The 12710-nt window shown below is 66.1% G+C and carries 9 protein-coding genes; 3 read left to right on the forward strand and 6 right to left on the reverse strand.

Annotation, left to right across the window (positions count from 1 at the left end):
• Positions 1-126 precede the first annotated feature (126 nt).
• Together SBA_RS07070 and SBA_RS07075 are read left to right on the forward strand one after the other, a co-directional pair.
• Positions 127-897 carry an energy transducer TonB gene (locus SBA_RS07070; protein WP_261936350.1) on the forward strand — a complete coding sequence of 257 codons (771 nt, stop codon included), beginning with the start codon at positions 127-129 and terminating at the stop codon, positions 895-897.
• Positions 898-912: 15 nt separating this feature from the next.
• The gene (locus SBA_RS07075; RefSeq protein ID WP_261936351.1) at positions 913-1596 is read left to right on the forward strand and encodes a Fe2+-dependent dioxygenase; all 684 of its coding nucleotides are present in this window, start codon (positions 913-915) and stop codon (positions 1594-1596) included.
• Between the two features lie 306 nt (positions 1597-1902).
• On the opposite strand, the gene SBA_RS07080 is transcribed toward SBA_RS07075, so the two are convergent.
• The 4 genes from SBA_RS07080 to SBA_RS07095 form a co-directional block, all read right to left on the reverse strand.
• A complete protein-coding gene (locus SBA_RS07080) occupies positions 1903-2769 on the reverse strand; it encodes an FAD:protein FMN transferase (RefSeq protein ID WP_224547347.1) in 867 nt (288 codons plus the stop codon).
• Positions 2770-2879: 110 nt separating this feature from the next.
• Positions 2880-3767 carry a DUF4198 domain-containing protein gene (locus SBA_RS07085; RefSeq protein WP_261936352.1) on the reverse strand — a complete coding sequence of 296 codons (888 nt, stop codon included), beginning with the start codon at positions 3765-3767 and terminating at the stop codon, positions 2880-2882.
• Between the two features lie 13 nt (positions 3768-3780).
• Positions 3781-4314, reverse strand: coding sequence for a DUF2271 domain-containing protein (locus SBA_RS07090; protein ID WP_261936353.1), 534 nt, complete (start codon positions 4312-4314; stop codon positions 3781-3783).
• Positions 4315-4326: 12 nt separating this feature from the next.
• Positions 4327-4971, reverse strand: coding sequence for a PepSY-associated TM helix domain-containing protein (locus tag SBA_RS07095; protein WP_261936354.1), 645 nt, complete (start codon positions 4969-4971; stop codon positions 4327-4329).
• 288 nt (positions 4972-5259) lie between these two features.
• Here SBA_RS07095 and SBA_RS07100 point away from each other — a divergent pair, with 288 nt between their 5' ends.
• Positions 5260-6243, forward strand: a complete 984-nt coding sequence (locus SBA_RS07100; RefSeq protein WP_224547426.1) for an MlaA family lipoprotein — start codon at positions 5260-5262, stop codon at positions 6241-6243.
• A 156-nt stretch (positions 6244-6399) separates the two neighbouring features.
• Here the strand turns inward: SBA_RS07100 and SBA_RS07105 are convergent, their stop codons facing one another.
• Together SBA_RS07105 and SBA_RS07110 are read right to left on the reverse strand one after the other, a co-directional pair.
• A complete protein-coding gene (locus SBA_RS07105) occupies positions 6400-11064 on the reverse strand; it encodes an NAD-glutamate dehydrogenase (RefSeq protein WP_261936355.1) in 4665 nt (1554 codons plus the stop codon).
• Between the two features lie 313 nt (positions 11065-11377).
• A complete protein-coding gene (locus SBA_RS07110; protein WP_261936356.1) occupies positions 11378-12688 on the reverse strand; it encodes a PAS domain-containing protein in 1311 nt (436 codons plus the stop codon).
• Positions 12689-12710: the final 22 nt, after the last annotated feature.

The raw sequence follows: 12710 nt of genomic DNA on the forward strand, positions 1-12710 counted from the left end.
CATGCGCTCCGGGTGGCCGCCCGTCTCATTCTTTCTCCATGTTTCTCTGCAAACATCGCAATTGATTCGCATTAGTCTACAGGCTATCGGCAAACGCTACGGGGTCACGCAAGGGAAGACACTGTCATGTTGCAGGCGGCGAGCCAGCCAATCGACGATTATGATGCGGTTTCGGAGCAGGCGAACGCGTCCGCTTCGGTTGCGTCCAGGTCGTTCGAATCGTGGGCGACATCGCCGGACGATCGCTATGGCGCGCGATCCCGCCCCAATATCTCCGCCATTGCGGCCATCCTTGTCGTCCACGCGCTGTTGATCGGCGCCCTGATCCAGGTGCGTAACCATGTGCAACGGGCGGAAATCGCCAAGCTGACCGTGGTGAACCTGTCGCCGCCGCCCCCGCCGCCGCCCGCAGCGGAAACCCCACCGCCGCCGCCTTCCGCGCCGCAAGTGGTCGCGCCGCCGCCGATCGTGCAGACGCCGGTGCCGCCGGTGCAGATCCAGACATCACCCGAGCCGGTTCCGGCGCCGACGCCCGTACCTGTCACCGTGGCCGTGCCGGGACCGCCCGCACCCGTCACCGCGCCGCCTGCGCCGCCCAGCATGGTGCAGGGCGGCGACCTCGGCACGCAGATGGTTGCGGGCAAGCCGCCGCGCTATCCGATCGACAGCCGCCGCAAACATGAGCAGGGGACCGTGGTGCTGACGATCACGCTCGCCGTGGATGGCGGCGTCGAAAGCATCGCCGTCAGCCAGAGCAGCGGTTTCGCCCGGCTCGACAATGCCGCCAGGGATGCGGTCAAGGGCTGGCGCTGGAAGCCCACCATCCGCGGCGGACAGCCGGTCCGCGTGCGGGGCGTGGTCGAAATCCCCTTCATCCTGCGCACCGATGCCGCCTGACGGACACGCTTTTCCATGCTGATTGCCATACCCGACCTGATCGATGCCGCCGGCGTCGCCGCCATTCGCGCCGTCGTCGATGCTGCGGACTGGGTGGATGGCAACATCACCTCCGGCCATCAATCGGCGCTGGCCAAGCGCAACCTGCAATTGCCCGAAGACTGCGACGCGGCCCGGCAGGCGGGGCAGATGGTGCTGGATGCGCTTGGCCGGTCGCCGCTGTTCATCGCCGCCGCGCTGCCGCTCAAGATATTCCCGCCCTTGTTCAACAGCTATGCCGGCGGGCAGAAGTTCGGCGTGCATGTCGACAATGCTGTGCGCATCCAGGCGGGGACGGGTTTTCGCGTGCGCTCCGACCTGTCGATCACCGTCTTTCTGGAAGAACCCGACGCCTATGATGGCGGCGAACTGACGATCGAGACGCAATTCGGGGTGCAGCAGGTGAAGCTCTCCGCCGGCCATGCGGTGCTCTATCCTTCTTCCTCGCTGCACCGGGTCGAGCCGGTGACGCGCGGACGGCGCGTGGCGAGCTTCTTCTGGCTCCAGTCGATGGTGCGGGACGATGGCGCCCGGCAGATGCTGTTCGACCTCGACCGCAGCGTCCAGGGCGTGGCAGCGGCCATGGGGCAGGATCATGACGAGGTCATCCGCCTGACCGGCGTCTATCACAACCTCCTGCGCCGCTGGGCCGACGCCTGACGGGGAACGGCCTTTTTCGGCCATATCCCTCTGGGATGACGGAGGAAAGCAGACAGTCCGCTAACCACCCGATCCTGCCACCCGTCTCTGTCCTACATCGCCCGATTCCGCTATGGCTTCGGGCGGCTCCTTCCCATCGTCAACGCCCCTCAGCCGCCAGCCGGCACCCGCTGGCGGCAAAGTCGCGCGAAAAATTCGCCATGCGCGATATGCATGAAGTTCCGGAAATTCCGGCGCCCGCGGCCGGGGCCGGGGCCGGCAAAATCAGCTGCGCCTTGTCCGGCAAGGCCGCATTTCCGGCCCCGGTCACGCCAGCATCGCAGCCAGCGCGGGGGTCATATATTCCTGCGCGCCACCATCCGTGCGCAGCACCAGCCGGGCGGCGAGATCGTGGCGGGTGGCCAGCGCCATGCCCCGATCCGGCCCCATCACGGTGATGGCGGTGGCCCAGGCATCGGCCAGCATGGCGCTGTCGTGCAGCACGGTGACGGAGGCGACGCCGGCCGCGATCGGGGCGCCGGTCGCGGGATCGATACTGTGGGACAGGCGCGCGCCATCCTCGATGCGGAAGCGGCGATAGTCGCCCGAAGTCGCGACCGACAGGCTGCACAGCGCGATGCGCAGCTTGGGGACGGCCAGGTCGGGCGGCGCTTCGACATCGACCCACCAAGGCTGAATATCGGGCTTGACGCCCTTGCCGCGCAGCTCCCCGCCGATCTCGATCAGGAAATTGGCGACGCCCATGGCGCGCAACTGCGCTGCGGCTGCATCGACCGCGAAGCCCTTGGCAATGCCGGAAAAGTCGAGCGCGACGTCGGCAAGTCGGCGGGCGCGATCGTCTTCGACTTCGATGCTCGTCCAAGGAGCGGGAACGGTAGCTGACGTCGCGGGCTGGAGGCCGGGGCCGAAACCCCATCGGTCCACCAGCCGACCGATCGCGGGATCGAAGGCGCCGCCGGAGCGGCGGGCCATGTCCAGCCCGGCGCGCAACACCGTCAGCATGTCGGCGGGGAGCCGCATCCATTCGCCCACGGCCAAGCGGTTGAAGCGACTGATCGCGGAATCCGTTTCCCAATTGCTCATCTGGTCGATGACGCGCGCCAGCACCGCTTCGATGGCGCTTTCGCAGCGCGCGGGCGGATCGACGACTTGCGCCGACCAGCTCGTCCCCATGGTGGGTCCACCATATGGGACGATAGCGCCCCTGCGCTGTCGCCCGACAAAATGGTCAGGCGACAGGCCGGGCGCTATCGCGATGCGGATACCGTGGGGATTGGCCGGGTTCAGGGCGCCAGCACTTCCAATGTGGTGATATAGGCGGCGCGCCGCTGCGGCGGGCCTGCGGGCGCCTGCGGACGGGGCGCTGGCGGCGCGCCTGCCCCACCCGCGCCACCTTCGCCGCCCGTACCACCCGGACCGCCTTCACGGCCGCCGCCGATGCTGGCGTTCAGCCAGTAGAGGCCCGGCTGCGGCCAGGTGACGGCGACCTTGCCGTCCTTGTCGGTGGTCAGGTCGATCTGGCCCAGCGCATCCCGGTAACGAATGCCGCCGGGGATGACCGTGACCTTCAGGTCCGACGCAGGCTTGCCGTCGAGCAAGAACTGGAAGGTCGCGGCTTCGCCCGACACCAGGTCATTGGGATGGGTGACGGGGACCAGTTCGATGCCGCTGCCAGTCGGCTTGAAGATGGTGGTGCTGGGCGCGCCCAGCGTTACGAAAATCTCGTTGCGGTTCGACATTTCGGCCGTCTGCACGTCGGTCGCGCCAGCGGGGATGGCGGTGGCCAGCTTGTCCTTGGTCGTGCCGCGGGGCAGGCGTTCCTGCTTGCCGTTCAGCATATAGCTGCCCATCACGCCGGTCGAGACGCTGGCGATGCGATAGGTGCCGGGCTTGGTCAGATGCACGTCGAAGGTGGAGCGATAACGGCCCTTGGCCGCATTCTCGATCTTGCCCGTCGCGCCGTCAGGCTCGGTCACGACGATATTGTCGGTCTGCATCGGGAAATGTTCGAAATAGAAAAGGTCGTTGGACACGGCGGCGTCGACCGTCACCCAGCTATCGGTGCCTGACAGGGTGGTGGAGGAGGGGAGCATCCACTGACGATGCGCCTGTGCCGCGCCGGAGACCATCAGGACAGCGAGCGCGCCCGCGATGAGAAATCTGCTTTTCATGGTTTAATCCCTGTTATTTGCCGAAAGTGAGGGCGATAGCGCCCAGTTCGCTGCTGCCCTGCACCTTGACGGTCGCGCCGGGCTTGGGTGGCCAGGCGAAGGGCAGGCGCAACACTTCGCGTCCGCCCACTTCGCGCGCCGCCTCCACGATCAGCGTGTAGTTGCCGGGCCCGAGCGCGCCCAGCGGCCCCTTGCCGGCGGTGAAGGCGATCTTCTGTTCGCCCGGCGCGCGCGTCGCGCCGGAAACACCGTCGGCCGGGAAGCTGAGCGACCGGCCCGATGCGCGCCACCACTGGCGCACGTCGCGCAGCCATTTGGTGCCTTCGCCTTTCGCCTTGTCGACATCATACCAGACCGACAGGGTGCGGGGGGCGGCACCCTCTTTCTCGATCCAGATGGCGACATAGGGACGATGATATTCGGCGACCGACAGGCGCGGGATATTGACGCTGAGATTGAGCGTCTGCGCGATGGCGGGCGCAGCCGCGGTTCCGGCCGCGCCGAGCGCCGCCGCGCCGGTCAGAGCCAGACGATGGCTGATCTGCATGGTTGGTCCCCTTTAATGGATGAAGATGATGGCGAGTAGCGCCGGAAGCGCAAGGCCGATCGCAACCAGCGGCCAGGTGCTGGGCCGCTTCTTGGCGTGAAGCTGAAGCAGCACCAGCCCGGTCAGCGCGAAGACGAAACAGGCGATCGAGAAGATATCGATGAACCATTTCCACACGCTGCCCGCATTGCGCCCCTTGTGCAGATCGTTCAGATAGCTGATCCAGCCGCGACTGGTGCTTTCGCTGGTGACGGCGCCGCTATGCCGGTCGATCGATACCCAGCCGTCGCCGCCGGGACGGGGCAGGGGCAGATAGATTTCATCGGCCGACCATTCGGCATTGCCGGCGCCTGCCTGTCCCACGGATTGTTGGACCCAGGCGGCGACGGGCGCGGGCAGGGGCTTTTTCACGTCGGGCGCGTCGTCGGCCGCGACCTGTGTCAGCAGGTCGGCGGGCAGGGTGGCGCTTTTCTCGATGGTCCGGGGCGATGCCTCGACATCGGCGGCATGGTTCAGCGTGATGCCGGTAAAGGCAAAGAGCAGCAGGCCGATCAGGCTGACGGCGGAACTGACCCAATGCCAGGTATGGAGCTGCTTCATCCAGAAGGCTTTGGCGCTCTTCTTTCTGGGCGACTGGATACGGGTGGTTCCATGCATGGGGTAGGATTGTTCCTGCGATATACTGCCCCTCGCATAACGAGAACGACTCGCAGTTGCAAACGAGTCGCAGCAGGAATTTTGTATCAAAATGTATAGGGTGGCCGATCGACTGCGGTGAGCGGCCTCTTCAGACCGGTCTAGGGCATGGCCTTGCTATTGACGATCATGGCCACCACCTCTAGCCGCACCATATGCCTGATGTAACACGGATTAAACATGTCCGGGACGTCACGGCTCTTGACGGCTGCGCGGGGGAGAGCGTGTGGCCGCTGCTAGGACATGAATATGCTATTGCCGGCCGTTGCTGCGGGAATGATGATGATCGGGACGCAGGCGGAAGCCGCCGCGCCGCAACTCGCTGTGGCCGCGGAAGTCGCAGCCGGGTCGCAGGATGCCGCGCCGTCCGTTCCGCCCGCCGATCCGGCGCCCGCGGCCCAGGCGCTCGCCGCACCACCTGATCCGCAGGGCGACGCGGCGCAGGATATCGTCGTGACCGGCGACAAGGGCGCGCCCAAGGGCGATCCGCTGGAGCAGCTTAACGCCAAGAGTTTCGAGGCGGTGCAGTCGGTCGACAAGGCGGTGGTTGAGCCGGTGGCGAAGGCCTATAACAAGGGCCTGCCGCGCCCGGTCCGCAAGGGGTTGCGCAACTTCTTCTCGAACCTGGGTGAACCGGTCGTGGCGGCGGCTTATCTGCTGCAATTCAAGCCGGGCAAGGCGTTCGAGACGGCGGGGCGTTTCGGCGTCAATACGACGCTGGGCTTCGTCGGCCTGTTCGATGTTGCAAAGCGCAAGCCGTTCAACCTGCCCCATCGCGACAATGGCATCGCCAATACGCTGGGCTTTTATGGGGTGGGGCCAGGGCCTTATATGTATCTGCCGATCGTCGGGCCGACCACGCTGCGCGATATCATCGGCGACACCGCGGACAAGATGATCCTGCCCTTCGCCTTGGGCGGCAAATTCTTCAAGCCGGCCTATGTCATTCCCGCGACGATCCTGAACCAACTGGGCGAGCGCGCCGCGTTCGACGAGACGATCACGGCGATCCGGAAAGAGGATGATCCCTACACCGTCTACAAGACGCTGTATCTGAAGCAGCGGCAGGCGGAGATCGACGCGCTGCATGGGCGGGTATCGGCCGAACCGGTCATCCCCATCTACGGCGACGCCATCCCCACGCCGGGCAAGAAGGACGCGCCCAAGGTGGTGCTGCCCGATCCTTATGGGGACGATGACGCCGCCGAACCGGCGACGGACGCGCCGCAATAAGGGTTGCATTCGCGCGACACAGAAAGGGCGTCATTCTTTTCGCGAGAATGACGCCCTTTCTGTAGGCGGCTAAAGCATCCCGTGTTCCCGCGCAGGCGGGAACCCAGATCAGACGGTGGGACTGGGTTCCGGCCTTCGCCGGAACACGCCCGTTTTTTACCGCCCCAGCAGGCCACGCGCCTGGCCCGCTATTTCGGCGAGCATCGCGACATTGGGCGTTGCGGCGGCCTTTGCGCGCTGGACCAGGGTGCGGAATTGACGGATGCGCGCGCCCTTGGCCTGTAGCCAGTCCTCGACATGAATGGGGATGTCCTTGCCCTTTCCGTGCGCGAGGAAATCGAGCCGGACCTGCTGCATGTCGCGGGCGACGCCGGAAATGAGCAGTCGTTCCCACGGATCGGTCGGTTCCATGCGCGCGGCGGCGGACTGGACCCAGTCGATGCCGACCGCTTCGCCCAGATGGGTGAAGGCGCGGGTGAGCGCGACTTCGTCCACGCCCATGCGCGCGGCAAGGGCGGCGATGCCGACCGCGCCGTCGAGCTTGAACAGACCCGCCGTGCGCAGCGCCAGGGTTTCGGGCGCGCCAAGGCCGAGCAGCCGGTCGGTGACGGCAGCGGTGCGGCGTTGCGCCTCGCTGGTCAACAGGTCGTCGACCTGGGCAGCCAGGGTGCCGACGCCCTTGGACAGGCGGTCATGCCCTTCGCTGGGCAGCGTCCCGGCAGGCAGGGCGCGCAATATGTCCGCGATCTGCGCGCGCATGCCGCTGGCGATGTCACTGAACAGGGCAAGGCGGGCGCCTTCGGCCATGTCCGCCGCGTCGATATCCGCCCAGAGCGCGCGAATATCATAGAGCCGTTCGGCGATCAGGAAGGCGCTGGCAAGGTCGGCCATCGAGCAGCCTTCCTCCTCCGCCAGTTCGAACGGATGGATGAGGCCGAGGCGATTGACGATGCGGTTGGCGACCTTGGTGGCGATGATCTCCTTGCGCAGCGCATGGGCGGCGATGGCGTCCGCTTCCTTCTTCTGCATCGCGGCGGGGAAGGCGGCCATCAGTTCGCCGGTCATGCTGTCGTCGGTGGCGAGGTCGCCATGCTCGATCGCATCCTGCAGCGCCAGCTTGGCGGTCGAGAGCAGCACGGCCAGTTCGGGCCGGGTCAGCCCCTGGCCGTCCTGTCCGCGGCGCAGCAACTGGTCGTTGGCGGCCAGCCCTTCGACCTGGCGGTCGAGCCGTCCGGTTTCCTCGAATGTTTCGATCAGGCGGACATAGGAAGCCAGGTCGGCCGCGCCGCCGGCTTCGGCGATGGAGAGGCCCAGCGCCTGGAGGCGGTTATCCTCCAGCACGATGTCGCCCACTGCGTCGGTCATGCTTTCGAGCAGCGCGTTGCGCTTCTCGAAGGGCAGGCGGCCCTCGATCATTTCCTTGTTGAGCGCGATCTTGATGTTCACTTCGTTGTCCGAACAGTCGACGCCAGCGCTATTGTCGATGAAGTCGGTGTTGATCCGCCCGCCATGCAGCGAGAAGGCGATGCGGCCGGCCTGCGTCGTGCCGAGGTTGGCGCCTTCGCCCACCACCTTGACGCGTAGTTGTTCGGCGTTGATGCGCAGGCGGTCGTTGGCGGGATCGCCGACATCGCCATGGCTTTGCGCTGCTGCCTTCACATAGGTGCCGATGCCGCCGAACCAGAGCAGGTCCGCCGGCGCCTTGAGGATGGCGGATATCAGCGCGGCCGGTTCCATTTCCTTGTCGGTGACGTCCAGGACCGCCTGCATTTCGGGCGTCAGCGCGATCCGCTTGAGACTGCGCGAGAAGACGCCGCCGCCCTTGGAAATAAGCTTTTTATCATAATCCTCCCAGCTGGAGCGGGGCAGGGCGAACATACGGTTACGTTCTTCCCAGCTCTTCGCCGGATCGGGCGTGGGATCGAAGAAGATGTGGCGATGGTCGAAGGCGGCGACCAGTTTGATGGCCTTCGACAGCAGCATGCCATTGCCGAACACGTCGCCCGACATGTCGCCGCAACCCACGACGCTGACCGGCTCGCTCTGCACATCGACGCCCATTTCGGCGAAGTGGCGCTGCACGCTGATCCAGGCGCCGCGCGCGGTGATGCCCATCGCTTTATGATCATAGCCGTTGGAGCCGCCGCTGGCGAAAGCATCGCCCAGCCAGAAATCGCGGTCCAGCGCGATCGCGTTGGCGACATCGGAGAAGGTTGCGGTGCCCTTGTCCGCGGCGACGACAAAATAGGGATCGTCGCCATCATGGATGACGACCTGGGCCGGATGCTTCACCTTGTTCTTCACGATATTGTCGGTGATCGACAGCAAGGACCGGATGAAGATGCGATAGCTTTCGGTGCCTTCCGCCAGCCAGGCGTCGCGATCGACCAGGGGGCTTGGTAATTGCTTGGGATAGAAACCGCCCTTCGCGCCAGTCGGCACGATAACGGCGTTCTTCACCCGCTGCGCCTTCATCAGGCCCAGGATTTCGGTGCGGAAATCGTCGCGCCGGTCGGACCAGCGCAGCCCGCCGCGGGCCACTGGACCGGCGCGCAGATGGATGCCCTCCACGCGGGGGGAATAGACCCAGATTTCGCGCCAGGGGAGCGGCGCGGGCAGGCCGGGGACCAGCGCGCTATCCAGCTTGAACGCCAGCGCTTCCTGCGCGGCGGGCGCGTAAAAGTTGGTCCGCAGCGTGGCGGTGATGACGGCGCGCAGCAGACGCAGCACGCGGTCTTCGTCAATCGCCGTGACCTGTTCCAGGCCCGCCTCGATTTCCGCCTGGGCATGGGCGATGCGGTCGGCCGCGCCATCCTGCGCCGCCGGATCGTGCAACGCCTCGAACAGGATGATGAGGTTGGCGGTCACGCCCTGCGCCTTGCGCAGCGTTTCGGCGAAGGTCGCCATGCCATAGGCGACGCCGGTCTGGCGCAGATAGCGATAGAGCGCACGGAACAACACGACCGATCTCGGCGACAGGCCGGCTGTGACGATCAGTTCGTTGAACCGGTCATTTTCCGCCCGGCCTTCGAGCACCTGGGCGATCGCTTCGGTCACGACGTCGGCGCGGACGATGACGGCCTGCGCATCGCCACCCGCGGGCAGTTCCAGCACGAAACGCTGGACATGGCCGAGCGTGCCGCCGTCGATCGCGGTTGTCATTTCCTCGATCACGCGGAAGCCGAAATTCTCGAACACCGGGACGACTTCGGACAGGGCGACGGTATGGCTGCTGTAGAGTTTGAGCCGCAGCCGTTCGCTGCTGTCTTCCGGATTGCGGTAGATGCGGATCGACTTGTCGCCTTCACCCGACAGGCCGTGGAGCAGGCGGATGTCGATGGCAGCCTCGGCCGGGCCGGCGCCGTTGCGATAGGCGAGCGGAAAACCGGGCGCGAAGCGCTGGGCCAAGGCGGCGGCGCGACCGCCTTCCTCGTTTTCGGCAAGCGCCTCCTCGACGGCTGGCACCCAGCCGCGCACCATCTGCTTGAGCTGGCGGTCGAGCACGGCGTCATCGGGCACCACGCCGCCTTCGCGCAGGTCAAGCGTGATGCGGAGCAGCGCAAGACCGCCTTCTTCGAGCGCGATCGACCAGCTCAACACGGGGCCGTTCGCCGCCTTCGCCAGCATATCCTGCACCGCAACGCGGCGGGCGGTCGACAACTCGTCGCGCGGCAGCCACACGAAGGCATAGAGATGGCGGGCCAGTGCGCTGGTGGCGAGCGCCAGCTTCGGGCGTGGCCGGTCGGTCAGCGACATGAAGGTCAGCGCCAGCCGCTCCAGCGTGTCGCGGTCGAAGCCGATGGTGATGTCGTGCGGCAGGGCAGTCAGTGCATGAGCCAGCGTCTTGCCGGCATGGCCGACTGGATCGAAGCCGAACTTGTCCATCAGGGTCGAGAGCGCCGAGCGCAGCAGCGGCACCTTGTCGGGGGTCGCCGACAGGCCGGAGCTGGTCCACATGCCGGCGTGGATGGACAGCGCCTTGACCTCCTTGCCTTCGCGCACGGGCACGATGACGAGGTCGAGAAGCACCAGGCGATGGACGCGCGAGATGCGGCTGGACTTGATGATGAGCGGCGTGCGCTTGCCTTCCTCGAACCAGGCGAAGGCGGCTTCCAGCGAGGCGGGAGCGATCAGCGGCTTGTCGTGGCGGGTGCAGATGCCGAGCGGCGCGCTGCTGCTGCCGTCGCGCTTGACGATCTCATGGCCGGTCTGGGTGAAATGACGCGCCAGGAACCAGCGCAGCAAGGCCGCGCCTTCCTCGTCGGGCACGGCGTCCGCGTCGGCGCCCATGGCTGCCTGCATCTTGGGCCAGTCCGCCACGGCGGCCCGCACATCGGCCAAGGTTTCCTGCAGAGCCTTTTCAAGCGCGCGGCGCGCCTTCGCGTCGGCGCGATCGGTTTCGACATAGATCATGGATTCGCGTCGCGCACCGGGCGTGTCGTCATCCAATATGGCGGAGAGGGCGCCATTCCCGTCGCGCGTCACCGACAGCACGGGATGGAAGAGGCGGTGGATGGTGATGTCGGCTGCGGCCAGCGCATTGGCGATGGAATCAACAAGGAAGGGCATGTCGTCATTGACGATGGCCAGGCGCATGAAGCGGCCATTGGCCCCTTCGCCCAACGTTTCGACCAGGATCGCCGCCTGTCCCGGCTTGCGGCCATTGGCTGCGCGTCCCAGGAAAGCGGCGGCGGCGGCCAGCGCGGCTGCGTCAAATCCCTCGCTCTCGCCCGGCAGGGCGCCCCGGCTGAGTGCGCCTTCCAGCGCCTCGCGGATGCTGTTGTCGACTTCCTTGTTCTTCGCTTCCGCCAGCGCCGTCATTCGCTCACCTCTCAACGCGGTTAGATCCGCTTCGATCATGAAGGAGGAGACGCTGGATCGCCGCCATACGACTCCTCGGCTTTCAGGGCGCCTATATGCGCCCGGCAGGGAGGCGGCTCAACCCTCGCGAGAAATAAAATTTCTGATTCTTGAAATTAAATGATGCAGCGCAATAAGGCCCGCGCGAAGCCCGCGGGACCTGCCATCGAGGCGACTATCGACCAGCCAGCGCCGCATGTCGAGCGTCGATGCGACGCCATTTGCGGCATTTTACCATGGATGCTGGAGGTGCCACAGCGGGAGATGCCGCGTGTCAGCGCGCGACGGCGCTGATTACCCGCTGGTTGAGGTCGCTATCCTCCGGAAGGGCGGCGACGATCGCCAGCGTCCCGTCGGCTTCGCGTCGGGCGATGACGACGGCCAGGCCGTCCGCATCGGTGGCGACCGCCACCGGATCGAGCGCCGCGGCCGCCTTGACCGCATCGCGCGCGATCCTGCGGCGATCGGGCTTGGCCGGCTTGTGCGACCGACGGAGCGCGCGCTCGTCACGGACCAGGGCCTTGAGGCCCCCGGCATAGGCGGAGAGATAGGCGGCGAGCGATCCGACGCTGAGCCGGGCCGCCAGCGCATGATCGAGCGCGGTAGCATATTCGGTGATGCGCGTCTTGTCGTAGGTAGCGCCGAAGACCAGCTTGATGACGGCGGTCATGGGGCTGCGTGCCTGCGCCTTGATGCCATAATCATGCAGCAGTTCGGCATAGTCGTCGGGGCGGACCTGCGCGACCTGGGCGAAGTCGTAGGACAGGCTGACGGCGCGATAGAGAGCGGCATGGCTGCGTGCTTCGCTGATGCGCACGCGCGCGGCGCCGTCGCGGGCGAGCGCCAGCCAGTCGGCGAGCGGCGCATCCTCGGTCGGGCATTCCATGCCGGCCAGGTCGAGTGCGTCGTCCTCATCCTCTTCGATGTCGAACGCCAGGCTGTTGCTCTGCTGGTCGGCAGCCGGCCCGTCGGCCCAGATGGGGGTGGCATCGCGCGCGGCAGGTGCGCTGCGCATCGCCTCATCGACCTCCAGTTCCAGCGCGTCGGACAGGCTGCGGCTGGCCAGTTCCTTCCAGTTGATGACGCCGAACACGAAGTCGATCGTCTCGTCATCGGAGGAGAAGGGCATCAATATACCGCGATACATGATCTCCGCGCCGCGCTGATTGACGAATTCGGCTTCGAAGCCGATCGGCGCGGCATTGGCGATGATCTGCAGATAATGGTCTGTCAGGCGCGACAGCAGCGAGCGGGCCGGGACGTCATCGATGTAGTCGATCGTGCCCTCGATCTCGCATTCCTGGCGCAGCGCGGTGCCTAGATAGACGATGGCGGGATTGTCGAGGCCGACGCTGAAGTCGAGCAGCACCGCATGCGGGCCGAAATCCTCAAGCTGGTCGGGATTGAGGTCCTCGATCGAGGGCAGGGTGCGATCGCCCAGCAGCGACGCCCAATAATTATAGGCGCGCACCTGCATACGCCGCTCGTCGGATATGACGGCGGGCGGCGTTTCGATCAGCGCGTCGCCGGCATAGTCGAAATCGTCCTCGTCATTGGCGGCGTCGTGCCCCCGCAGCGTGTCCATCCGATCGTCCTACTTTCAGGTC

This window comes from Sphingomonas bisphenolicum, from assembly GCF_024349785.1.
GTDB classification, from domain to species: Bacteria; Pseudomonadota; Alphaproteobacteria; order Sphingomonadales; family Sphingomonadaceae; genus Sphingobium; species Sphingobium bisphenolicum.

Excerpts from the sequence above, each read along its gene's own strand:
- SBA_RS07070 (WP_261936350.1), top strand. The coding sequence starts at position 127 with ATGTTGCAGGCGGCGAGCCAGCCAATCGACGATTATGATGCGGTTTCG.
- SBA_RS07075 (WP_261936351.1), top strand. The coding sequence starts at position 913 with ATGCTGATTGCCATACCCGACCTGATCGATGCCGCCGGCGTCGCCGCC.
- SBA_RS07080 (WP_224547347.1), bottom strand. The coding sequence starts at position 2,769 with ATGGGGACGAGCTGGTCGGCGCAAGTCGTCGATCCGCCCGCGCGCTGC.
- SBA_RS07085 (WP_261936352.1), bottom strand. The coding sequence starts at position 3,767 with ATGAAAAGCAGATTTCTCATCGCGGGCGCGCTCGCTGTCCTGATGGTC.
- SBA_RS07090 (WP_261936353.1), bottom strand. The coding sequence starts at position 4,314 with ATGCAGATCAGCCATCGTCTGGCTCTGACCGGCGCGGCGGCGCTCGGC.
- SBA_RS07095 (WP_261936354.1), bottom strand. The coding sequence starts at position 4,971 with ATGCATGGAACCACCCGTATCCAGTCGCCCAGAAAGAAGAGCGCCAAA.
- SBA_RS07100 (WP_224547426.1), top strand. The coding sequence starts at position 5,260 with ATGCTATTGCCGGCCGTTGCTGCGGGAATGATGATGATCGGGACGCAG.
- SBA_RS07105 (WP_261936355.1), bottom strand. The coding sequence starts at position 11,064 with ATGACGGCGCTGGCGGAAGCGAAGAACAAGGAAGTCGACAACAGCATC.
- SBA_RS07110 (WP_261936356.1), bottom strand. The coding sequence starts at position 12,688 with ATGGACACGCTGCGGGGGCACGACGCCGCCAATGACGAGGACGATTTC.